Raw genomic sequence first — 23,103 nt, forward strand, 5'->3', positions numbered from 1 at the left:
CGCTGTGCTACAGTCGCCGTCTTCAACCCTGGGGAGGCAATTACATGATTATTTCGGCTGCAATGCTCAATCCGCTGACGACGCTGGCAACGGTCTTCGCGATCCTCGTCTATTTCGCGCTCGGCATGGTCGCCGGGAGGGCGCGCAGCACCTACGGCGTCACGGCGCCGGCGATGACCGGCCATATCGAATTCGAAAAGCGCAGCCGCGTGCAGATCAACACGCTCGAACAGATCGTCATCTTTCTGCCGCTGCTGTGGCTTTCGCTCGGCGCGCTCGGCGACCTGTGGGCGGCGCTTGTCGGGCTGGTCTGGTCGGCCGGCCGCATCATCTACGCGCGCGCCTATTATGCCGATCCCGCCAAGCGCAGCCTGGGCTTCACGCTCACGATGCTGCCGACGATCGTGCTGCTGGTCGCGACGATCTGGGGCGCCGTGCGCGGGCTGATGATTTAACGCTGAAGCGACATTCGGGCGGCATCGCGCCGCCCGGCCATCCATTCCTTACGCGGCCGCGCGCTTTGCGACGCCGGGCCAGCGCGCCCAGAGTTCGGCCGCCTTGGCCTTGGCTTCTTCGGCGGCCTTGGCCTTGACCGGCCCGAAGCCGCGCACGCCGAGCGGCAATGCGGCGATTTCATTGGCCAGCGCGGCGTTGTCGGCGTTGAGCCCGGTCAGAAGCTTTTCGATATCGGCTTCGTAGTCGCTAATCGCGGCGCGTTCCCCGCGGCGCTCGTCGCTGTAGCCGAAGATGTCGAACGCCGTACCGCGCAGGCCCTTCAGCTTGGCGAGCAGCCCGAATGCGGTGAAGATCCACGGCCCGAAGCTGTATTTCTTCGGGCGACCGGTGGCGGGGTCGAGCTTGGCGAAGATCGGTGGCGACAGCTGCACCTTGGCCGCGCCGCCGCTGAACTGCGCGTCGAACGCGGCGCGGAAGCGGCCGTCGCTGTACAGGCGGCCGACTTCATATTCGTCCTTGTACGCCATCAGCTTGTACATCGACCGCGCCACGGTTTCGGCGAGCACGTCATTGCCGCTCGCCCGCACGCGCGCCACCAATGTGTTGAAGCGCGCGGCGTAGTTGGCGTCCTGATACGCGGTCAGGTCGGCGATGCGACGCGCGATGATGTCGTCGAGGCTGGTCGCCGGCGGCGGCAGCGCCGGCCCACGCGCGGCGTCAACCATTTCAAGCACCTTCGACGGGCTGTGCGCGAGCAGGCGACCCAGCGCAAAGGCGCGCTTGTTGAACGGAATCGCCACGCCGTTGAGGTCGATCGCCGCTTCGATGCTTTCGCGCTTCAATGGGATCAACCCCTGCTGCCAGGCAAAGCCCATCAGCAGGATATTGGCGCCAATGGCATCACCCAGCAGCATTGTCGCGATGGTATCGGCGGCGATGAAGCTGGTGGCATTGGGGTTCGACGCGTTGCGGATGGCCTTTTCGACGGCCTTCGAGCGGAAATCCAAGTCGCGGTTGCGCGCGAAATCGGCAGTCGGCGCAATCTCGCCGTTCGCCACCACCGCTGTGCGGTTGGGTAACATCAGCGTTTGGCAGGCACGGTCGGCGGCAACCACGGCGTCGCACGCCAGCACCAGGTCGGCGCCGCCGGCGATGATGCGCGGGGACAGCAAGTCTTCGTCATGCTCGGCCAGGCGCACATGGCTGTAAACCGCGCCGCCCTTCTGCGCGAGGCCGGCCATGTCGGCGGTCGTCGCGGCCTTGCCTTCGAGGTAGCCTGCGGTGCCGAGCAGCGCCGACACGGTCAGCACGCCGGTGCCGCCGATGCCGGTGACCATGATGTTGTAGCCGTCGCTGGGCGAGGCGATCACCGGGTCGGGCACGGCGCTGAGGTCGACGGTGTCGACCGCCTTGGCCTTGCGGACCTCGGCACCCGAAACCGTGACAAAGCTCGGGCAGAAGCCCTTGAGACAGCTGTAATCCTTGTTGCAGCTCGACTGGTTGATCTTGCGCTTGCGACCGAATTCGGTCTCGACCGGCTCGATGCTGACGCAGTTCGATTGCACCGAGCAATCGCCGCAGCCTTCGCAGACGGCGCTGTTGATGAAGATGCGCTGGTCGGGGTCGGCCATCAGCTTGCGCTTCCGGCGGCGGCGCTTTTCGGCGGCGCAGGTCTGATCGAAAATGATGACCGTGCAGCCCGGCGTGTTGCGCATTTCGTCCTGCACCGCGGGCAGCGCCGAACGGTCGTACAGCGGCACGCCGTCGGGCAGCTTGACGCCGTCATAGCGCGACAGGTCTTCGGTCAGCACGACGACCTTCTTGGCGTGTTCGGCGACCATCTGCGCGGCGATCATCGGCACGGTCAGTTCGCCGTCATGCGTCTGGCCGCCGGTCATGGCGACCGCGTCATTGTAGAGGATTTTATAGGTGATGTTGGTCTTCGCGGCGATCGACTGGCGCACCGCGAGCAGGCCCGAGTGGAAATAGGTGCCGTCGCCAAGGTTGGCGAAGACATGGTTTTCGGTGGTGAACGGCGCTTCGCCAACCCAGGTCACGCCTTCGCCACCCATCTGCGTGAAGGTTTCGGCGCGGTCCATCCACAGCGCCATGATGTGGCAGCCGATGCCCGCCAACGCGCGCGAGCCTTCGGGCGGCTTGGTCGAGGTGTTGTGCGGGCAGCCCGAGCAGAAATACGGCGGGCGCTTGATCGGCACATCATACGCGGCGGCCTTGCCGTCCTGGTCGGTAAAGAACGCCAGCTTCGCGCGGATCGCGTCGGTGTCGTAATATTTCTGGATACGCGCCGCGACGATGTGCGCGATGACGCCGGGCGACAGTTCGTTGTCGGGCGACAGCAGCCACTCGCCATTCTCGTCATGCTTGCCGACGACGCGCGGGCGCACGGCCTCGCGCCAGTTGTAGAGCTGCCAGCGCAACTGGTGCTCGATGAACTCGCGCTTTTCCTCGATGACGAGGACTTCTTCGAGGCCTTCGGCAAACGCCCGGATGCCATCGGGCTCGAGCGGCCAGGGCATCCCGACCTTGTAGACGCGCAGGCCGATCTGCGCCGCGACGCTGGCGTCGATGCCGAGCTCGTCGAGCGCTTCCATCGTGTCGGCATAGGCCTTGCCGGTGGTGACGATGCCGAAACGCGGCTTGGGCGTGTCCCAGATGACGCGGTCGATCTTGTTGGCCTTGGCGAAGGCGAGCGCGGCAAAGCCCTTGTAGCGTTGCAGGCGGGTGTCTTCCTCGCGCCAGATGTCGCCGCCGCGGATGTGGATGCCGCCTTCGGGGAAGTCGAACGGCGGCAGGATGATCGGCTTCCACTCGTTCGCCAGATCGACGGTGGCCGATGTTTCGACGGTGTCGGCGGTGGCCTTGAAGCCGACCCAGGTGCCGGCAAAGCGGCTCATCGCGAGGCCGAGCAGGCCGTATTCGACGAATTCATGCACCGAGGCCGGCGCGAGGAACGGTACGAACGCCGCCTGGAAATTATGGTCGGACTGGTGGGGCAGGGTGGAGGACTTGGCGCCATGGTCGTCGCCGACAATCGCCAGCACGCCGCCGTGCGGGGAGGTGCCGGCGGCGTTGGCGTGCTTGAGCACGTCCATTGCGCGGTCGAGCCCCGGGCCCTTGCCATACCAGATGCCGAACACGCCATCGACGGTGGCGCCGGGGCGCATGCCGACATGCTGCGTGCCCCAGACAGCGGTGGCGCCGAGTTCTTCATTGACGCCGGGCTGGAAGATGATGTTTTCGGCCGCCAGCAGCTTCTTGGCGCGCCACAGTTCCTGGTCATAGGTGCCGAGCGGCGAGCCGCGATAGCCCGAGATAAAGCCGCCGGTATTGAGCCCCGCCGCCTTGTCGCGCGCCCGCTGCACCAGCGGCAACCGCACCAGCGCCTGCACGCCCGACAGGAAAATGCGCCCCTCGGTGTGGGTGTACTTGTCGTCGAGCGATACGGGTTTGACCGAAGCAGGCAGGCCGGTGACCATTCGAAATTCCCCTAAATATAGGACAGCTATACTGACCTTTAAGCGAACTTGCAATGGTCACCTTACGCCGCTTCGTACCTTGCCGCTACAGGCGGAACTGGATGCCCGCCGACAGCGTGTAGTTCGGCACCAGCTGCCAGCCGTTGACTTGCTGGGCGAGCGGCAGCTGCATGAACAGATAGCCGATGGCGCGTGACCCCAGCTTCACCGCAGCACCTGGCGCGAAATACAGCGACGTGCCGCCGCTGTTGTCGCGGTCGGCCTCGGCGCCGCTGTCCTTGGCGGCGGTGCGCAGGTTGAACTGGATCTGCGGGGTGATGCCCTGCCAGCCGGTAAAGTGCAGCCCGGCCGAAACCGTTGCGGCATTGCCTGGGCGGTAGTCGCGGGTGCTGGTCAGCGCCACCTGGCCGCTGGCCTGCGCGAACCAGTCCCAGCGTCCCGACAGATTGCCGAAGTGATAGAAGCCGAACAGTGCGTCGGTGGTGCCGCTGCCCGCCTGCAGCCCGCGGTCGAGCGGGGCGCCTGCCTCGCTGCCGCTGTCGAAGGTGTCGCCTGTCGCCCCGGTCGGCAGCTTGAGCCCGGCGATAACCCCGGTGATGCCGGTGCCGCCGAAGCCCTGCCAGCGCGCCGACAGCCGGACATCGCCCAGCCCCTGTGTCATCGACGACGAGCTGCCGACTTCGCCCTCGGCAATCGTGGTGTGCGGCCGGCGCAACAGCGGGATCTGTGCGTTGAAGCCCCAGTCAGTGTTCGGCGCATAGTCGAGCCCGAGCGTTGCGTAATTGTTGTAGGTCGAAATTTCGACTTCGCGGTCGGTCGGCAGCGCAATCGCGCCGCGATCGATATCGGTGCTTCCAGTGCGCAGCACCGTCTGCGGCACATAGTCGTAGCGCAGATCGACACGAAAGCCGGGCTGGCCGACGAGACCCTGGTCGATCCAGTCGGAAGTCAGCGTGCAGCCGCAACTTGAACACGCCAGCGCCGGGCCTGCGCCAAGCGCAAGCAGGGCAGCCGCAACGCGGCCGCCGGTTGAGAACGTCATGGTATATCTCCTGAAAATCTGTTGGCCGGCGCGCGTGCACGCGCCACGAGCGTCAGATTTTCAGCGGTGGCCCGGTCGAGGGTCGTGGCGGCTGCCCGAGCCCGACGCCGAGACGCAGGCCGGTCGCCAGCAACAGTACCGCAATCGCGGTGAGCAGCGGCAATGGCAGCGCTGGCAGTTCAGGCAGCGGCCCGGCGACACCGAGTCCGGCAAACGCGCAACTGCTGCCGCTATCGGTTGCCAGCGGCGCCTTGACCGGATGGCCGGTGGCGTCGGCGGCGACCGTGACCACGCCGTTGCCGGTGCACAGCACCAGCGTGCCGCCGGCACCGGGCATGAAGCCTGCCGGCACCAGCAGCCGCAACAACAGCGCTGCGGCGGCAAGCCACAACAGCAGCGGGCGGGAGGCAGGACGCGATGTCACGCTGCGGCAACTAGCGCGACATCGCGCGCATGGCCAGTGCCGTTGTGCAGGCCTATTGAGACGCATCGCGACTCGAGGAAAACTCGTATGTTCGACCAGTTCGCCGCCGTGGATCTTGCGCGGGCGCAGTTCGCCTTCACCGTGACCTTTCACTTCATCTTTCCGTCGTTCAGCATCGGGCTGGCGAGCTACCTTGCGGTGCTCGAAGCGCGCTGGCTGTGGACGGGGCGCAGCGTCTATCTCGACGTGTTCAAATACTGGCTGAAAATCTTCGCGCTGGTGTTCGGCATGGGCGTCGTGTCGGGCATCGTCATGGCGTATCAGTTCGGCACCAACTGGTCGGTGTTTTCGGACAAGGCCGGGCCGGTGATCGGGCCACTGATGGCGTATGAAGTGCTGACCGCCTTTTTTCTGGAGGCCGGCTTTCTCGGTGTCATGCTGTTCGGCATGGAGCGCGTCGGCAAGCGGTTACATTTCCTGGCGACGCTTATGGTCGCCGTCGGCACGGCGATTTCGGCATTCTGGATCATTTCGGTCAACAGCTGGATGCAGACGCCGCAGGGCTTCGGCATCAATGCCGTGGGGCAGTTCACCCCCGATGACTGGCTGGCGATCATCTTCAACCCAAGCATGCCGTACCGGCTCGTCCACACCGTGCTTGCCGCCTATCTGACGACGGCGCTGGTCGTCGGTGGGGTGGGGGCGTGGCATCTGCTCCACGAAAAAGCCAATGCTAACGGGGCCAACGCCGGTGCCCGCGTCATGTTTTCGATGGCGATGTGGATGATGGTGGTAGTGGCGCCGTTGCAGATTATCGCCGGCGACGCGCACGGCCTCAACACGCTGCAGCACCAGCCCGCCAAGATCGCGGCGATGGAGGGGCATTTTCGTAGCTGGCCGCAGGGCGCGCCGCTGCTACTGTTCGGCGTGCCCGACCAGGCCAAGGGCGAAATGCACGACGTCGTCGAGATTCCCAAGCTCGGCTCGATTATCCTGAAGCATGATCCGAATGCGCCACTCGCCGGGCTGGACGCATTTCCGCGCGATCAATGGCCGCGGGTCGCCATCCTGTTCTGGAGCTTCCGCATCATGGTGGCGATCGGCTTCGGCATGGTTTTGCTCGGCGCCTGGAGCCTTTGGGCGCGGTTCAAGGGCCGATTTTACGACGCGCCGTGGCTGCACCGCTTTGCGCTGCTGATGTCGCCGATGGGCTTTGTCGCGGTCACCGCAGGCTGGATCACCACCGAGGTCGGGCGCCAGCCGTGGACGGTCTATGGCTTGCTGCGCACCGGTGCCAGCCATTCACCGCTTGATGCGCCGGCGGTGGCGGCGTCGCTGCTGGCGTTCGTCATGGTCTATTTCGCGATGTTCGGTGCCGGGATCTTCTACATCCTCAAGCTGATGGCGCGGCCGCCGCACCCGTCAGAATCGGGGCTGAGCCACGACGTGCCGCTGCGCGCCGCCGGCATCACGCCGATCGAAGTCTAGGAGGGCAGCGATGGACATCACCGTCATCTGGGCGTTCCTGATCGCCACTGCGGTCTTCCTCTATGTCGTGCTCGACGGCTTCGACCTTGGCGTCGGCATCCTGTTTCCGGCACTACAGCACGGGCCGCAACGTGACACCGCGATGAACAGCGTCGCGCCGGTGTGGGACGGCAACGAGACCTGGCTGGTACTCGGCGGCGGCGGGCTGTTTGCAGCGTTCCCGCTCGCCTACGCCATCATCATGCCGGCGCTTTATGCCCCGATCATCGCGATGCTGCTCGGGCTGGTGCTGCGCGGCGTGTCGTTCGAATTCCGCTGGCGCGATCCACGCCATGAACGCTTCTGGGACTTCGCCTTTGCCGGTGGCTCGCTGGTTGCGGCGCTGGCACAAGGCATAGCGCTCGGCGCGTTGCTGCAGGGTATCCCCGTCGCGGGCCGCGCCTATGCCGGCGGCTGGTGGGACTGGCTCAGCCCGTTCAGCCTGCTCACCGGCGTGTCGGTCGCGGCGGGCTATGCCCTGCTCGGCGCCTGCTGGCTGGTCACCAAGACCGAAGGCGACCTGCGCGACCGCGCACTCGCGCTGGCACGACCACTGGCGCTGGTGACGGTCGGCGCCATCGTCGCCGTCAGCGCCGCGACGCCGTTCCTGCAATATGCCTATTTCGAACGCTGGCTGCAGGCGCCGGGCATCTTCTACGTCGCGCCGGTGCCGGTGCTGGTGGCGGTGCTGACAGTGCTGCTGTGGCGCGCGCTCGGGCGGGCGCGCAAATGGGGCGGACACGACACTGCGCCGTTCGTGCTGGCGCTCGGGCTGTTCGCGCTGACCTTCGTCGGGCTCGGCATCAGCATGTGGCCGTACATTATCCCCGATTCGGTGACGATCTGGCAGGCCGCCACCGAACGCCGCAGCCAGGTCTTCATGCTCGTCGGCATCGGTATCATGCTGCCGATCATCCTCGCCTATACCGGCTATGCGTATTGGGTGTTCCGCGGCAAGGTGCGGGGAGGCGGTTATCACAACTGAAACCGGTCCGCTTTGGCGCCGGATGGCGTGGTTTATCGCGCTGTGGCTCGGCGGTGTGCTGAGCGTCGGCGCAGTCGCCTGGGTTATTCGCGCGGTGCTGCTCTGACGGCTGCGCCGGGACACGTATTTCTACTTATTGAAGCCTAATGTGCCCGTTCACATTCTTGTTGGTGCCGGCATGAAACTCTCAGAAAAGCCGGCGCAATAGAGGGAGTGAACACCATGAAAGCCAGCAACATTCTCGCGGTCTCGGCCGTGCTGGCGATGGGCCTTGTCGCCGCCGCCGCCGATGCCAAGGAAGGCAAGGTTCAATACAGCAAGCATGTCTTCTCGCCGGCGCGCGGCGTGATCTGCGATACCTATGGCACCGCCTATTGCGCCGATGGCACCGGCATTTCGATGTCATGGACCGAAAAATACCTCGGCCCCAAGGCGGTTTCGGCGTTCACCAAGATGACCGAAGGCGGTGATTTCGATGGCAGCACCTTCGTGCTGTCGAACGGCGTCCAGTGCCGCACCGCGGTCAACGCGTGCTTCACGCAAAAGAACGGCAACACCATCAGCGAAGCCATCACGCAGCGCATCTGGGGCTAATGCCCCGACACATCTGCGGCGCACGCCGCAGCGCGGCGCGGCGTCAACTGTTCCGGATCGGGGATGGCTGACGCTGCGCCGTGTCAGCGGTCGCGGGCTTGCGTGCCGAGCCCGGCGGTGATGAACAGCGCGGTCGCGGCGGCAGGCACATCGGCTGTGTGCCATACGCCGGGGTCGTTGATCGCATACTCACCCGGGCCCAGCGTCACTTGCCGCGTGCTGCCGTCGGGGAATTCCTGATGCAGCGTCATCGTACCGGTCATGCAGATGACGACCTCGCTGCCCGCCGGGTGCATCTCCCAGCTCGTCCAGTCTTCGGTGAAGCTGAACATCGTCACCAGCCGGCCCTCGGCGCCGTCTGCGGCATCGTGGCGCGCGCCATAGGCCGCATACCAGTCCATGCCGCCGGTAAACACCGGCTCGGCGACGGCGGTGGCGCCGAGTCCGAGGTGCAACGGCTGTTCGAAAATGCTGGGCATGGGCATCAACTCCCGACACTAAGCGGTGCGATGAACGACCATATCGCGGCGCGACGCCAGCGCCAAATGGCACATCGTCGCGCCTGCCTTGCGCGCAGGCCCCGCTTTGCTATACAGCGCCTCCTTTCCCTGCGGGCGTGGCGGAACTGGTAGACGCGGCAGGTTTAGGTCCTGAGGGAACCGATGAGAATCCATAAGGCTACCGGCTGGGGGCGCTCGGTGTCTGGGGTAATACCTTCAAGATCACCATCCACGCTTCCCTGAGGCACCTTTAAGCGAACGATAGGCCTAGTAGGCCTGATACGCCGTCCAGTCTAAATGTTGAACGATAGGAAGCCCTGGGCCGCAACGCCTGGGGTTTCCCTTATGGTGCTTATTGGCTTGAGGACACTCAACCTCGAGGTGCCTGAAGGTTAACTCAAGTTTACCATCAATTTCGAATTTGAATGTTGCCAAACGGACCCTTTGGCCATATTATTATGACATTGGGGAACGTCCCCATGTTTCTAAACTGCCCATATGGGGAGGAACCTTAAAGTTTCCCTCTAGAACCAAAAGGAACTTGCAGATGCTTCATGATACCCAAAACACACTAGAAGGAAACTTCAAGGACCTTAAGGCCTTGCCGGTTTCTGCAGACGTTGAGGCATCCATCCAGGCGCAGCTGGCGCTTGAGGAATACAACCTGGTCGCAGGGGCCGAACGGTACCTGGATCGTCAAGATCGCAAGGGCCGTTCGGAAGGCGTTGATGCCCGTGATGATGCCCAGAAGGTCATTAAGGCCGCCATTCCGTTGGTGTCCTCCCAGATCACCAAATGGTGCGAAGAGGCTGGCAAATCGGCCGGTCGTACGCACCGCGCCCTGAAGTTCCTGAACGCTCTCGACCCGGACCTCCTGGCACTGATCGGTCTCCGCTCGGTTTTCCTGGGGGTTGGTCGTGGTGGTCATATGGTCGACGTTACGATCACCACCGGCACTGACGTCCAGATGGAGCTCGAGGCGTTGGCCTTGAAGGAGCATGACCCCAAGGCCGCAAAGCTTTTCGCCTCACTGGCAGCCAAAGGCACCGAGAGCGCAAACACCAAGCGCCACAATGCACTGACCGAAAAGGCCGGTGTGGCTCTCAACTGGGGCGGAGAGGAAAAGCTTCGTGCCGGCGAGCCTATCGTCAATGCGGTTCTGATTGCCTGTGAGGCACTGTTCGAACGTTCGGTCGGATACACGCCGTCGACGCATGCCTCAGCGAAGATCGAAAAGGAATCGACCATCGTTCTCACAGACGCTGGCGCCGCGGCCCTTGTCGAACTGGCAGAAGCTGAGGCCTGGATGCACCCGCTGTTGACCCCGATGATCGCCATCCCGCGCCCCTGGGAGTCTAACAACACTGGCGCCTATTACGATGAACGCCTCGCAAAGCGTGTCAAACTGGTGCGTGGTCGCTCCTCACAGCAGAAGAAACTCATCGCCCAGGCAGTCAAGGATGGCACATTCAATGACCTCTTGGCCGCGGTGAACGCCGCACAAGAAACCGCCTGGTCTATCGATACCCGTGTCCTCGAGATCGTCGAATGGACCAAGGAAGCCGGTTTGCGCCCTTCGTCATCCTTCCCGCTCACAAACCTGCCCGTGATGCCCGCTAAGGTGTCTGCAGACGTTTGGGACGCCGCGGACAAGACGGCCCGTTCGGTCTGGAGTTCATCACGCCGCGCGGTCCGTCTGGAAATCAAGGATGCCGCAAGCGCCTCGAGCGTGTTCAACAGCGACATTCAGATCGCCAAAATGCTCGCAGAGGCAGGCACGTTCTATCAGCCGCACAGTCTCGATTGGCGTGGTCGTATCTACCCAGTGGCGCATTTCAATCACCAGCGTGGGGACCACATCAAGGGTATGTTCCGTTTCGCAGACGGTGTGGCCCTGGGGGAAACCGGCGGTGACTGGCTGGCAATTCATATCGCGAACTGCGGGGATTTCGGGAAGGTTTCGAAAGCGACCTTGGATAAGCGGATTGCCTGGACGTACGAGAACGGCGAAATGCTCCTGGAGATCGCTGCAGACCCCCGCGGTACTTATGACAAATGGTCCGCCGCGGATGCGCCTTTTTGTTTCCTGCAGGCTTGCTTTGAGTATGCCGCTTGGGCTGAAACGGGCTTCTCTGAGGACTTCCAATCGTCAATCCCGATCGCACTCGACGGTTCCTGCTCGGGCCTGCAGCACTATTCGGCAATCACACGGAGCCCGGAAGAAGCCCGCCACGTCAACCTGGTGCCACGTGATGACGTTGGGGACATCCACACGTTCGTCGTTGGGATCGCCCAGGACCTGTTTGAAAAGTCGATTGCTGATGGCGACCAAATGGCCAAAATCTGCATCGATGCGGGATTCGGGCGTCCAACCGTGAAACGTAACGTCATGACCTACTTCTATGGCTCGAACCAGTTCGGTATGTCTGGTCAGCATATGGAAGACCTGATGCGCCCTCTGACCAAGCGCCTCGTCCTTGGGGAAATCGATAAACACCCATACAGTGTCATCAACGAGAAGACCGGCCTGGACGATGGGGGCTTTGCGGCCGCTGCATGTCTCGCCAAACACATCTACAAAGCTGTCACCACTGCAGCACCGCGGGCTGAGTATGCTGCCAGATGGTTCCAGTCAGTTGCTGCCATCCTGGCCCATGAAGCACTTCCGGTTGTCTGGACGTCACCGATGGGCCTTCCCGTTGTCCAGCTGTACCAGCAGTACGAATCGAAGCGTGTGGCCATGTGGCTCTATGACCGCGCGGTGCCAGTCGTGACCCATGCGGACGATAAGGCTGACCAGGACGGTAACGTTCTGACCAAGGTGCGCACGGTCCTCCAGACCACAGCGACCAAGTTGATTGATAAGTCCAAGGCGCGTTCGGCCATTGCGCCCAACGTTATCCATTCGCTCGACGCGGCCCATATGCTCCGTACGGTCTTGATGGCCATGGCGAAGGGCATCAAGTCCTTCTGTCTCATCCATGACTCCTTCGCGACACATGCAGGTAATACCGGCAAGTTCGCCTGGACCATCAAGGAAGCCTTCGTGGCGCAATACGAGACATACTGTCCCATGAAGGCCATTGACGCCTACGCCCGCTCGGTACTTTCGGAAGAGGGCATTGCGAAACTTCCGGCCATCGAGCCTTTGGGCACCTTGGATTTAAATGAAGTCATGGGAGCCATGTACGCATTTGCCTAAAACCTCCCCATCTGTGGATATTCCGCCGATGAGAATAAGACCCTAAGACACCTTCAAACCGCTCGGCTTCCCTAGGGACCGGGCGGTTTCTTTTTTGTCGATTCCGCAAGTGAAGAACATCCCCAAAATCCTAAACTGCCCATATGTGAATAGACAACCGAGTTCCTGAATTACCATCAGCATCATCGGTTATTTTTTCAACTCAATCTCAGAACTTCCACACCTGAAAGGCACTCGCATGGCTTCTGCTAAAATCAAATTCACTACTCCGGTCCTCACCGTGAGCTATCCAAACTATAACAGCCCCGACACCGACGGCCAGTATGCCGACGGCAAATTCAAGGGCAAGTGCAGCGGCCCGCTGACCGATCCCAAGGTCGCCGCATTCAAGGCCCAGGTCCTCGAAGCTGCCAAAGAACTCGGCGTCGCCAAGAAGGGGAACACCATGCCCCTGACCGCCTTGAAGGACGACAACGACGAACTCACCGGCTACGTCCAGATCAACGCCAAGTCGAAGTTTGCGCCGGCGATTGTCGACGCTCGTGGCAAGCCGGTTAACCCTGCTAAGGTCAAGATCGGCACCGGCAGCACCATCCGCGTCCAGGGCTTCTTCGAGGCCTACCAGGACGGCAAGGGCATGAGCGCTCGCCTCACTGGCGTTCAGATCGTCAACCTCGTCGAACCCAACGACCAATCGTCTGCAGATTTCGATGCGGTTGAAGGCGGCTATTCGGCTGACGACGATGACATCGGCTTCGACATCGGTACGAGCGACGATGACGCTTGGTTTGATGTCAACTCAGTCAGCGGCTCTGTCGACACCTCAGAAGACGATGGCGATGGCGGCGAGCTCGATATCTAAATCGGGCATCAGGAACCGGGCGGTGGCTGCTGGCTACCGCTCGGGCCTCGAGGATAAAGTCCAAAGCGACCTGACGTCACGTGGAGTGCCACACGACTATGAGGCCGTGAAGGTCCGCTACTCGAAGCCTGCATCGCACCACAAATACACACCCGATTTTCGTCTGTTGGCCAACGGTATCCTTGTGGAGACCAAAGGCCGCTTCATGACTGCCGACCGGACCAAACACGAACTCATCAAGAAGCAACATCCAGACCTGGATATTCGCTTCGTTTTCGATCGGTCCAAATCGCCAATCTCGAAAGGTTCCAAGACGACGTACGCCTCATGGTGCGCGTCTCGAGGTTTCCTTTTCGCTGACAAATCGGTCCCCCAGGAATGGGTGGACGAACCATATTTACAGTCCCGCATCGATGCCCTCGAGGCTGCCCGGGCTTAAGGAACCATCATGACATTTGGAATTGAAAGCGGCCTTCTGGACCTCCTGAAGGTCGAAGGTGGCTATTCGAACAATCCGGCCGATAAGGGCGGTGAAACGAACCATGGCATCACCATCGCGGTCGCTAGGGCCAATGGCTACACCGGCGCCATGAAGGACCTGCCGGTGTCCGTCGCCAAGGAGATTTACCGCAAGGTTTATTTCACGGCCCCAGGGTTCGATAAGGTTGCCTCAGTGAACCCAGAGGTTGCCGGCGAGCTGTTCGATACCGGCGTGAACATGGGTCCCGCAACGGCCGCAGGGTTCCTGCAGACGGCCCTCAACGCACTCAACCGAGGCGGTCAGGACTATCCGGACATCTCGCCGAAAGGCCCTGTCTGTGGTCCTCAGACCATTGCGGCCCTTACGAAGTACATCAAGGTGCGCGGCGCCGACGGTATCACCGTGTTGCTGACTGCACTGAATGTGCTGCAGGGCGCCAGGTACCTGGAGATCGCGACCAACAGTCCCAAACAGGAAACGTTCGTCTACGGCTGGCTTAAGAACCGCGTGGCTACGAGCTGACAATAACAATCATCCTGCAGGTCGCTGGGATGTAAATAGGCGCTGCGCGGTTGAGTCTCGCGGCGGGTTAACTTGGTCAGATATGGTACGCATCCTGCAGGTCGCTGGGATGTTACGCACGCTGAGGCCAACCTATCAACTTCTTACCACTGATATTCAACACATCACGTATCGAAAGGAACACACATGAACATCAAGCTTTCACCGCGGGCCGCAGAGGTCCTTGATTATCTCCAGTCGAAAGGCCGCACGACACCGCGCGAAGCCCTTCTGGATATCGACATCAACAGCGGATCGTTCACCCGTCGCATCTCGGAAATCCGTGAGGCCGGTTACAACATCCTCGTGAAGTCTCACCGTCACCCGACGACCAATCGGCTCTACCGCTCCTATGAGTACAGCCTGGTCTAAACCTCTCCTCCAAGACGTTCTGCCATGAACGCAACTCAATGCCCTGCACGTTACCGAAGTACCACCCGTACCAACAGTTACCTGCAGGGCATTTTTTCGATTTTCTGACACGTGTCCAAATTGAATCTTTCAGACGGTAATTCTTCAAGCCCATCAGGGCTTTAAGTACCTCTGGGACACGGTGTCCAGACAGACCCTTTTCATCACATTCAGTCCGAAAAACCGGCTGACAACCGGAGGCACGCCCATGCCCTTTTTGATCCTATTTGCCTCATCGTTCGGATGGGTTTTCGTTCAGGCATTCCAGTCTCGAAACGTCAACTCCGGACAATATGTGGCTGCAGCTGCCGGCTCGTTCGCGATCGGTACCCTGCAAGTCTTCGTCCTGTCCCAAGTGGTCGGGCAGGGCGCCTCAATGCTCCACACGTTCACATACTGCACTGGAGGCGCCTTTGGCGTCATCGCGGCCATGTGGACCCACAAGAAATTCATGAAACCCAGAGGATAACCCCATGACCTATGAGCGCGATGAAAGTGCCTTCGTCGGCCACGAGGCCTGCCCGTCATGCGGCTCCAGGAACAACCTGGCCCGATACGCATCCGGCAGAGCCCACTGTTTCAGCTGTGACCACTGGGAACCAGCAGACGACGATAATTCAACCCCCAGAACCTCAAAGCCGAAAGGGACCCACATGTTCAATTTGATCCAAGGGGAAACCCGCGGCCTAACGAAAGAATACGGCCTCAACGAAGACACCTGTCGGAAGATTGGCCTTCAGATCGTCCAGTATTCCGCAAAGGACGATGACGGTAACCCGATGCCCCGCAAGGGCTGCCTGGCCTTCACGTACCGCAATGCCGATGGCTCCACTTGGGGCCAGAAGATTCGCTACAAGGTGTCCGAAGACGAGAAGACCTATGGGTTTCCGCACGCACCTGGAAAGCCCCCGCTGTTCCTGCAGCACCTCTGGACGAACGGTTCCGACAAGCGCTCATTGATGATCTTTGAGGGCGAGGGGGATGCCGGCGCGTACTTCCAGGTGACTGGCGGGAAATACCCGGTCGTATCGATTCCGACGGGCGCCAAAGGCTGCCTGGACGTCATCAAGAACCATTACGAATGGATCGCGAAGTACGAAAAGATCATCGTGTGTTTTGACGGTGACGCTACGGGCCGCGAGTGGGCCAAAAAGGCTGCCGAAATCCTGCCGCCTGGCAAGACGTTCATCGGTGAGGTCCCTGGGTTTAAGGATGCCCGCACGGCCTTGATGGCTGGAGACGCTAAGGCAATCCAACAGGCATTCTTCAACCCTGAGCCTTATCGTCCGGATGGCATCTTCACGCTCTCGGATATCCGTGAGGCCGTGTTGGCGCCGCCGGAAACTGGACGGCCCTGGTGGGATCCAAAAGTCACCTCCTGGACGTTCGGTCGACGGACTGGCGAAATGTATCTGTTCGGCGCCGGTACGGGCATCGGGAAAACCGATTGGTTCACACAGTCCATAGCGTTTGACGTTCTGGAACTGCAGGTCATGACGGCAGTCATCTACCTCGAACAGCCACCTGCGGAAACCGGCAAGCGTATCGCCGGAAAGGTCGCCGGCAAGGCGTTCCACGTGCCAGATGGCTCATGGGACCAGGCGGAACTTATCGACACCATTGATCGCCTGGAAGCGACTGGCAAGCTGTTGCTTGGCGGTAACTTTTCGTCGGCCGATTGGGATGTCGTCAAGGAACGCATTCGGTACATGGTGCACGCGCACGGTGTTCAGCATGTCTACCTGGACCACTTCACGGCCCTTGTTGATAGCTCAGATGAAACCGCCAGTGTCACGAAGATCGTTAAGGAAGCGGCACTTCTGGCGCAGGAGCTCAGCATCATCATCCATGGGATCAGTCACCTTTCGACACCGGAAGGTAAGAGCCACGAAGAGGGCGGACGTGTCATGGTCAAGCATTTCAGAGGCTCACGGGCCCTGGGATACTGGGCGCATTATATGTTCGGCCTCGAACGCAACACCCAGGCGGAAGACCCTCAGGAGCGCAACGTCACGACGTTTCGTTGCCTGAAGGACCGCTACACCGGCCGTGCCAACGGGAACACCATGTTCCTACGGTATGACCAGTCGACCTGCCAGCTGACCGAATGCGACGCACCGGCGCCTGGCGGCCATAAGTTCGAACCGGACTTCCCGCTCGATCTGTAACTAAACGCTCTCCATTCGGGGAGTGTCCACAATCCGCAAGTAACCTCAATCAACCGGCCCGGAGCCGGAAGGAGCCCTCATGTTTAGTGAAGATGAAATCACCCGCAACCGCATCGAAGTGCGCCGGAACGCCATCAAGGCCATTCGGGCGTCCATCGTCGACGGGACCTCAGGCGACATCAAAACCGCCGTGGCCCAAATCGACTTCCTGAATAAGGCCATCTCGGAACTCCAGGCCACTCTCCCCAAGCTCCGCCCGGTCTACGCATCATGATGGTGCACGGCCTCCCAATCTCCAGAGGCCGTTACGTTTTCGACGTGGAATCGAACGGCCTGCTGGATACCGCAACGGTTATCCACTGCGCGGTGATGAAGGATGTCGACACCCTCCAGGTGCACGGCTTTCGTCCCGATCAGATACCGGCGTTCCTCAAGCTCTATCGGGCCGCAAAGCTCTTGATCGGTTTCAACTGCATCAAGTTCGACTGCGCTCTCATCGAGAAACTTCACGGCGTTACGGTCCCCCAGGACCGCGTGTTGGACTTGATGAACCTGGGTCGTTTGGTCTTCTCGGACATCAAGTCTTTGGATTTCCCCAAGGCCAAGGCGTCCAAGGAATACCAATCGAAACTGGCGGCACATGAGGCCGATAGGGCTCACCGTATCGAAATGGGACTTCCGGACATCGGGCCTAGCAGGCTCAAGCCGGTCCCGTTGTTCCCTGGCCAGTTCGTTGGGCGCCATAGCCTCGAGGCGTGGGGTTACCGGATGGGTGGTGGTCTGAAGGGCGACTACTCGAAGGACATGAAGGCACTTGGGCTAGACCCCTGGGCCTCATGGAACCCTGAGATGCATGCCTACATGCTCCAGGACGCCGAGGTAACTCACGACCTCTTCAGACACCTCGAGACCTTCCAGGCATCCCAACAGTCAATCGACCTTGAGATGCGTGTGGCCTGGCTGTGCGCGAAGATCGAGCGGAACGGATGGCCCCTCGACGTGAGGGCTGCCGAGCAGCTCTACATGACCCTGGTGGCCGAACGGGAATCCCTTCGGACCCAGCTGGTCACGCTGTTCCCGCCCTGGCGTACGCGCCTTCCGGACTTCATTCCGAAACGACCTAACAGGACCCTCGGGTATCTGGCCGGCGTTCCGGTTGAGCGTTGGAAAACTCACGAGTTCAATCCGGCATCTAGAGATCACATCGCGGACCGATTGATCGAAAAGTACGGATGGAAACCGACAGAGTTCAACGAAGCCAAAAAGGACGCGGACGGCAACACGGTTACTGTCGGAAAGCCAGTAATCGACGACAAGGTCCTCAAGAAACTGCCGTACCCGGAAGCCCAACAGCTTGCCCGGTTCTTCATGTTGCAAAAACGTATTGGCCAGTTGGGCGAAGGTGCTCAGGCTTGGCTGAAAGTTGTTAGAGAGGGAAAGATACATGCAAGTTACACAACAAATGGCGCTGTCACGGGCCGCGCGACTCATTCCTACCCAAACATCGCCCAAGTACCGAGTTTATCAGCGGAATTCGGACGGGACTGTCGAGCTCTTTTCAACGTCCCACGTGGCTGGAAACAGCTAGGAGTTGACCAGGCCGGACTAGAACTCCGCTGCCTGGCCAGCTTTATGGTCGCCTTCGACGGCGGCGCATACATCGATATCGTCCTCAATGGAGACATCCACTGGGAAAACGCCAAGGCACTGTTCGGCCTTCCGGAGGATACGGTCAGAGATGACAACAATCCGGATCACGTTCGGTACCGCGGCGTCGCGAAGACCTTCATTTACGCGTTTCTCTACGGTGCCGGCGATGCCAAACTTGGCTCAATCGTCAAGAAAGGCGCTGCAGAGGGTAAGAAGCTCCGTGCACGGTTCCTCAAGAAGTTCCCTGCGCTCGAGCGTCTCATCAACTACGTCAAGAATGCCGCGAAGAAGGGCTGGCTGAAAGGCCTCGACGGCCGGAAGCTCCCCATTCGGTCACCACATGCCGCCTTGAACACGCTCCTGCAGTCCGCAGGCGCATTGATTTGCAAGCAGTGGATTGTCGACTCTGAGGATGCCCTCAAGGCCGCCGGGCTACGTCATGGCTGGGATGGTGATTTTGTGATCCTTGGATGGATTCACGATGAGCTCCAGATCGCAGTCCGTGATGTCGACGGTTTAGTCGCGAAGGTGGCCGAAATCGTCATTGGCGTTGCTCGAGACGTGGGCCGGCACTTTCCAAGCTGGAAGTGTCCTACCGACGGTTCGGCCTCTCCGATGCCCAAAAAGCAAAACAAAGACGACCCTGACGAAGTCCTAGGACCCATCGTCGGCGGCGCCAACTGGGCCGCGTGTCACTGATGCGCCTCTCAGAACCCCCTGAACCGCATGCCTACCGGACTGAAGTGCTTCCAGTGCTCGAAAGGGCCTGGAAGTCACCCTTCACCACCCGTTCGGAATTTGCGCGAACTGAAGCTGACCTGGTGGCCCTTGCGGCGAACCAGCGGCTCATCACGACCCAACTGAACCCCACGACCTGGGGGCAAACCTGGCGAATTACCGCCCGGGGCCTCCGGTTACTCGAGAAAGCCCTCAAAACCTAAGGAACACCTCATGGAAAACCTCCTCGATAACATCATCGCCATGTCTGCCAACATGGAAACCCTCAAGGCCCGAAACGCAGACCTAACGCAGACAGTCGCCTCATTGACCGCTGAGAAACGCCGATACGAGACGATTGTCGTCAGCCAGGCGGACTACATCGCGGCCCTGACGCAGGCCGTTGAGGCCTTTATGGACGAACGTGAAGACCACCTGGGCCTCATCGAAGCCATGGTGAACTCGAACGGCGACCGCGACGAACTCGAGGCGGTGGAAATGGAAGCCGCTGGTCTCCTCCAGGCCTGCGAGACCTTCATGGACGAACGTTATGCCGCCAAGTGCACCATCGATACCCTGCAGGTGAACGTGCAGCTCATGACGGACGCCCTGGACTATTCCAAGAAGTCCCGCACGATTCTCCTCACGGACTATTCGGCCCTCGAGGCTCGCCTGTTGTTCCATGAGGAACTGCGGGAAGCCGCAGCGGCTGCCGGTGTGGTCATGCAGTGCGTTGGTGATGGCCTTTGGGACATCTACACGCCGGACTACAGCACCTCAGAGGTCGACAAGGAGATCAACGCCGAACTCCGCAGGGTCATCGAGAGCCTGAACGAAGACGTCAAGGTCATGTTGGACCGTGAGGCAGCTGCGGTTGCCAAATGCTCCGAGCATTACAAGGCTCGTATGGACCTGCAGGAACAGCTGGATGTCGCAAACGGCACCATCTTCGACCTGAAGGCCGTTTCGTCACGTCCGGCGTTCAGCCTTGCCGGCTATCGGTTCGGTGGCGGCTTCTGATGTTCGCCAATCTCCGTACCCTCATCAAGGACGTCCTCACAGCCCGTGACGGCGTCACTTATGCACCTGCCCGTGTCTACTGGATGCTCGCAGCCCTGCAGTTCCTGATGCTCTCCGCCTGGTCCGTATTGATCCAAAAGTCGACCTTCGATCCCGTTGCGTACGGGACGGGGGCCGGTCTGATCATTGCGGCCGGCGGGGTTGGCGTCTGGATCACCCGCAAATCTGACGAAGGCTAACGGCGTCCCGCCTGAAAGGCCTCATCGCCCAACGGTCCGTCTGGACCTCAAAGGAAACCCAAATGCTCTCAATACTCAACCTGCTGACCCCTAAGGTCGGCGGGGCCCTTCTGGCTGCCTTGGTGGTCATGATGGCCTTTGCAGGCATCCAGACGGCCCGCCTGCACAATACGGCCGATAAGCTCGAACTGAGCCGCACGGCAACCGACACGCTCGAAATGCGCGTGAAGGCCGATGGGATAACCATCAAGGGCTTCAAGGACGCAATCGCCACCCAGAACCTCGCGATCGACAAGATGTCTGCGCAGCGTACCGCGGAGCGCATCGAGTACCAGGCGGGCCTGAAAGCTGCCGAAAAGGTTGCCGCCAGGGCTGAGGTCAAAGCCTCAAATCTGATGGCCCTTCAGGCGCCGGCGGACACCGATGAAATCGTTCAGTGCCGTGCAGCACGGGACCTACTGATCCAGGAGCTCACCCATGAGTAACGTGGTGAACCTCTGGGACAAGAAGGCCCGCCGACCGGAGCCGTCCAGTCTTCCGCCAAGCCCCATCTGGTACCTCACGATGGACCACCAGGTGCTCGAGGACTTCCTCAGGGACCAGCTGATCCTCCTGACCGAACTCGACCACTTCCTGCCTGATTGCCCGCCCGTACTTGAGGCGGCCATCTCGAACCTAAGGAAAGCCCTATCATGATCAAATATCCCAAGGTCGCCATTCGGCGCATCACAGCCCTGTTTGCCTTCTGGTTTCTGCTCATCCTGACCGCATGCACCACTACGGGCATTCCGGCCCAGGAGGCGCCTCCAGTCATCGTGAAGGTTCCGGTCCCGGTTCCCTGCGAGATCGAACAGGTCGCAAAGCCTGTCCGTCCGACGGTTCCGAAAGGCACCACCGGCATCTTCGATCTGACCAAGACGGCACTCGCTGACCGCAGGGTCCTCGAGGCTGACACAACGCGCCTTAGGGCCGCCAACACAACGCCCTGCAAGGAACTGAAGTGATGAAGATCGAACAGTTTCTGGAAGAAAACCCCTGGGCATCTATTCGTGCCGACGGTGTCACCGTGGACCATATGGCACTCGGCGAAATTGACGGCATCATTGTGAACGACGGTGAGGTCACTCTCCGCCATGGGAGCGGGTCGTTTGCACACGAGATCGTATATGAACGTTTCAGAGCAATCCGCGACATCTTGGCCTTTGTTGGAAAGCCCAACACGGGCCGAGCGGGCGCCGCTACGCTCGCAGAGGTGCTGAACGCCAATATCGACTTTGAACCAATGGACCGTTTGTCTTTCGTCCAGGCGGTGATCAACGCCGTTTCGCCCCCGCAGGCTGCCTAATGGCCCCCGTGACCAGTCCGGCCGCGGTGGTCCTCTGGTCCATCGTCCTAGGCGTCGCCTTCTACAACCTAGCGAAGTTCATCAAGTACCGCTGGTAGCTCAAGGAAACCATCAAATGACATCAACTAACACGCCGAACTTCGGGTTCGGTCAGGCACTCCTGTGGCTCCAATCGGGCCGTCCTGTCACTCGGACCGGATGGAACGGGAAGGGCATGTGGCTCGAGCTGCAGACACCTGACCTCTACTCGAAGATGACGAAACCGTACGTCTACCTCTGCACACCAAACGGCTCCCTGGAACATCGTGTCCCCTGGGCCCCGAGCCAGACGGACCTCCTGGAACGCGACTGGATGCTTGCTGACCTCATGTGGTCGGACAGTGTCGAGTGCGTCGAGGTCTACAGCCTCCCATCCCCTACAGCCGTCGGCGCCCAGCTCGACTGTCAATTCTAAGGAACCAACAACATGGCTACTCAACTACTGATCGATGCCGATTTCAGCTTGTACCGCGATTGCTCGGTGGTTGAGCGTGAGGCAGTTTTTACCAACGAAGCCGGGCATAGCATTCACGTGCTGAACTCATCCGAAGAGGAGGCCCTGGAAGTCTTCATTCGCACCATTAAGAAGCTCGAAAAAACACTCGGCACTGATGACACCGTTTTGGTTTTCAGCGGTGCCGAGAACTTCCGGAAAGATGTTTGGTCTGGCTACAAAGCGAACCGCAAGGCAACCCGCAAGCCGCTCTGCTACTGGTCAATCATCGATCGCCTCAAGGCCGAAGGCACCTACAAGGTCGTCGAGGAAACCTGCCTGGAAGGCGACGACTACATCGGTATCCTGGCCACCCGCACGTCACCTGTCGACCGTATCATCGTGTCGGACGACAAGGACATGCAGACCCTTCCGAACGTCAAAATCTGGCGCATGGATGGTATGGTCCATACGACTGAGGAATCTGCTGATGCCTTCTGGCTCTTGCAGACCCTCATGGGCGATACGACGGACGGTTATAAGGGCTGCCCGGGCCTTGGGCCGGTGTTGGCCCAGCGGGTTCTCGATAAGGCCGGCGATCCCTGGGGTAACGTCTTGCAGGCTTATCACGATGGCTGCCGGAAGAACCCCAAGGCACTCGAGGACGGTCAGACATCTGACGACCTGGCGCTCCTCAACGCTCGCCTGGCACGCATCCTCAGGCACACCGACTGGGACAGCAAGAACCGCAAGCCAATCCTCTGGACCCCTCCGGAACTGGCGGTGACCAATGTCCCTGGCTGACAAGCTCCGTGAGGAAGCTCGAGGCCTTCGCCACATGGCCGTAGGGGCACTCGAAGATGGCCGCCTGGTCTATCAGCTCAACGGTCAATCGGTGGTCGCAACGGCCATCGAGCCAATGGACCTAATCGACGACGCAATGGCCCTAG

The 23,103-nt window shown here is 60.7% G+C and carries 25 protein-coding genes; 21 read left to right on the forward strand and 4 right to left on the reverse strand.

Going from position 1 to position 23,103, the window contains the following annotated elements; translation table 11 throughout:
* Positions 1-44 precede the first annotated feature (44 nt).
* The gene (locus EUV02_RS03725) at positions 45-455 is read left to right on the forward strand and encodes an MAPEG family protein (protein ID WP_207790100.1); all 411 of its coding nucleotides are present in this window, start codon (positions 45-47) and stop codon (positions 453-455) included.
* Positions 456-503: 48 nt separating this feature from the next.
* On the opposite strand, the gene EUV02_RS03730 is transcribed toward EUV02_RS03725, so the two are convergent.
* The 3 genes from EUV02_RS03730 to EUV02_RS03740 form a co-directional block, all read right to left on the reverse strand.
* Positions 504-3,953: an indolepyruvate ferredoxin oxidoreductase family protein gene (locus EUV02_RS03730; protein WP_135244857.1), complete on the reverse strand. Its 3,450-nt coding sequence runs from the start codon at positions 3,951-3,953 to the stop codon at positions 504-506.
* 85 nt (positions 3,954-4,038) lie between these two features.
* Complete coding sequence (locus tag EUV02_RS03735) at positions 4,039-4,995, reverse strand: hypothetical protein (protein ID WP_135244858.1); 957 nt, start codon at positions 4,993-4,995, stop codon at positions 4,039-4,041.
* A 52-nt stretch (positions 4,996-5,047) separates the two neighbouring features.
* Entirely contained in the window at positions 5,048-5,419 is a 372-nt protein-coding gene (locus EUV02_RS03740) for a hypothetical protein (protein WP_135244859.1), read from the reverse strand.
* Positions 5,420-5,506: 87 nt separating this feature from the next.
* On the opposite strand from EUV02_RS03740, the gene EUV02_RS03745 reads away from it, so the two are divergent.
* The 4 genes from EUV02_RS03745 to EUV02_RS03760 all read left to right on the forward strand — a co-directional run bounded on the left by EUV02_RS03745 (position 5,507) and on the right by EUV02_RS03760 (position 8,525).
* Positions 5,507-6,907: a cytochrome ubiquinol oxidase subunit I gene (locus tag EUV02_RS03745; RefSeq protein ID WP_135244860.1), complete on the forward strand. Its 1,401-nt coding sequence runs from the start codon at positions 5,507-5,509 to the stop codon at positions 6,905-6,907.
* A 10-nt stretch (positions 6,908-6,917) separates the two neighbouring features.
* Positions 6,918-7,931, forward strand: coding sequence for a cytochrome d ubiquinol oxidase subunit II (cydB, locus tag EUV02_RS03750; RefSeq protein WP_135244861.1), 1,014 nt, complete (start codon positions 6,918-6,920; stop codon positions 7,929-7,931).
* Positions 7,879-8,037 carry a DUF2474 family protein gene (locus tag EUV02_RS16090; RefSeq protein WP_135244862.1) on the forward strand — a complete coding sequence of 53 codons (159 nt, stop codon included), beginning with the start codon at positions 7,879-7,881 and terminating at the stop codon, positions 8,035-8,037. The genes cydB and EUV02_RS16090 overlap by 53 nt, the downstream gene beginning before the upstream one ends.
* A 116-nt stretch (positions 8,038-8,153) precedes the next feature.
* Positions 8,154-8,525: a YcgJ family protein gene (locus EUV02_RS03760; RefSeq protein ID WP_207790101.1), complete on the forward strand. Its 372-nt coding sequence runs from the start codon at positions 8,154-8,156 to the stop codon at positions 8,523-8,525.
* Between the two features lie 83 nt (positions 8,526-8,608).
* Here EUV02_RS03760 and EUV02_RS03765 read toward each other — a convergent pair whose 3' ends face one another.
* A complete protein-coding gene (locus EUV02_RS03765) occupies positions 8,609-9,004 on the reverse strand; it encodes a cupin (RefSeq protein WP_424022169.1) in 396 nt (131 codons plus the stop codon).
* Positions 9,005-9,572: 568 nt separating this feature from the next.
* Here EUV02_RS03765 and EUV02_RS03770 point away from each other — a divergent pair.
* The 16 genes from EUV02_RS03770 to EUV02_RS03845 all read left to right on the forward strand — a co-directional run bounded on the left by EUV02_RS03770 (position 9,573) and on the right by EUV02_RS03845 (position 22,957).
* Positions 9,573-12,227: a DNA-directed RNA polymerase gene (locus EUV02_RS03770; RefSeq protein ID WP_135244864.1), complete on the forward strand. Its 2,655-nt coding sequence runs from the start codon at positions 9,573-9,575 to the stop codon at positions 12,225-12,227.
* A gap of 280 nt (positions 12,228-12,507) precedes the next feature.
* The gene (locus EUV02_RS03775) at positions 12,508-13,089 is read left to right on the forward strand and encodes an ssDNA-binding protein (RefSeq protein ID WP_166430485.1); all 582 of its coding nucleotides are present in this window, start codon (positions 12,508-12,510) and stop codon (positions 13,087-13,089) included.
* Between the two features lie 22 nt (positions 13,090-13,111).
* Positions 13,112-13,528 carry a hypothetical protein gene (locus tag EUV02_RS03780; protein ID WP_207790102.1) on the forward strand — a complete coding sequence of 139 codons (417 nt, stop codon included), beginning with the start codon at positions 13,112-13,114 and terminating at the stop codon, positions 13,526-13,528.
* A 9-nt stretch (positions 13,529-13,537) separates the two neighbouring features.
* On the forward strand, positions 13,538-14,092 hold the full coding sequence (locus tag EUV02_RS03785) for a glycoside hydrolase family 108 protein (protein ID WP_135244866.1): 555 nt from the start codon (positions 13,538-13,540) through the stop codon (positions 14,090-14,092).
* Between the two features lie 186 nt (positions 14,093-14,278).
* Complete coding sequence (locus tag EUV02_RS03790) at positions 14,279-14,503, forward strand: helix-turn-helix domain-containing protein (RefSeq protein ID WP_135244867.1); 225 nt, start codon at positions 14,279-14,281, stop codon at positions 14,501-14,503.
* A 692-nt stretch (positions 14,504-15,195) separates the two neighbouring features.
* Complete coding sequence (locus tag EUV02_RS03795) at positions 15,196-16,710, forward strand: DnaB-like helicase C-terminal domain-containing protein (protein WP_166430486.1); 1,515 nt, start codon at positions 15,196-15,198, stop codon at positions 16,708-16,710.
* Positions 16,711-16,789: 79 nt separating this feature from the next.
* Positions 16,790-16,984 (forward strand): hypothetical protein, encoded by a 195-nt coding sequence (locus EUV02_RS03800; RefSeq protein ID WP_135244869.1) that lies wholly within the window; start codon positions 16,790-16,792, stop codon positions 16,982-16,984.
* Positions 16,981-19,059 carry a DNA polymerase gene (locus tag EUV02_RS03805; protein WP_135244870.1) on the forward strand — a complete coding sequence of 693 codons (2,079 nt, stop codon included), beginning with the start codon at positions 16,981-16,983 and terminating at the stop codon, positions 19,057-19,059. The genes EUV02_RS03800 and EUV02_RS03805 overlap by 4 nt, the downstream gene beginning before the upstream one ends.
* A 252-nt stretch (positions 19,060-19,311) precedes the next feature.
* Entirely contained in the window at positions 19,312-20,097 is a 786-nt protein-coding gene (locus EUV02_RS03810; protein WP_135244871.1) for a hypothetical protein, read from the forward strand.
* Entirely contained in the window at positions 20,097-20,336 is a 240-nt protein-coding gene (locus tag EUV02_RS03815; protein ID WP_135244872.1) for an amino acid ABC transporter substrate-binding protein, read from the forward strand. The genes EUV02_RS03810 and EUV02_RS03815 overlap by 1 nt, the downstream gene beginning before the upstream one ends.
* 62 nt (positions 20,337-20,398) lie before the next feature.
* Positions 20,399-20,821 (forward strand): hypothetical protein, encoded by a 423-nt coding sequence (locus EUV02_RS03820; protein ID WP_135244873.1) that lies wholly within the window; start codon positions 20,399-20,401, stop codon positions 20,819-20,821.
* Positions 20,814-21,032: a hypothetical protein gene (locus EUV02_RS03825; protein ID WP_135244874.1), complete on the forward strand. Its 219-nt coding sequence runs from the start codon at positions 20,814-20,816 to the stop codon at positions 21,030-21,032. Before EUV02_RS03820 ends, EUV02_RS03825 begins: the two co-directional genes overlap by 8 nt.
* Positions 21,029-21,340: a hypothetical protein gene (locus EUV02_RS03830; protein ID WP_135244875.1), complete on the forward strand. Its 312-nt coding sequence runs from the start codon at positions 21,029-21,031 to the stop codon at positions 21,338-21,340. The genes EUV02_RS03825 and EUV02_RS03830 overlap by 4 nt, the downstream gene beginning before the upstream one ends.
* The gene (locus EUV02_RS03835; RefSeq protein ID WP_135244876.1) at positions 21,340-21,681 is read left to right on the forward strand and encodes a hypothetical protein; all 342 of its coding nucleotides are present in this window, start codon (positions 21,340-21,342) and stop codon (positions 21,679-21,681) included. The genes EUV02_RS03830 and EUV02_RS03835 overlap by 1 nt, the downstream gene beginning before the upstream one ends.
* Positions 21,682-21,796: 115 nt before the next feature.
* The gene (locus EUV02_RS16095; RefSeq protein ID WP_135244877.1) at positions 21,797-22,135 is read left to right on the forward strand and encodes a DUF2829 domain-containing protein; all 339 of its coding nucleotides are present in this window, start codon (positions 21,797-21,799) and stop codon (positions 22,133-22,135) included.
* Between the two features lie 12 nt (positions 22,136-22,147).
* Complete coding sequence (locus tag EUV02_RS03845) at positions 22,148-22,957, forward strand: T7 exonuclease (RefSeq protein WP_135244878.1); 810 nt, start codon at positions 22,148-22,150, stop codon at positions 22,955-22,957.
* Positions 22,958-23,103 lie beyond the last annotated feature (146 nt).

It is taken from the genome of Glacieibacterium arshaanense (genome assembly GCF_004681125.1).
In the GTDB taxonomy this organism is placed as follows: Bacteria; Pseudomonadota; Alphaproteobacteria; order Sphingomonadales; family Sphingomonadaceae; genus Polymorphobacter_A; species Polymorphobacter_A arshaanense.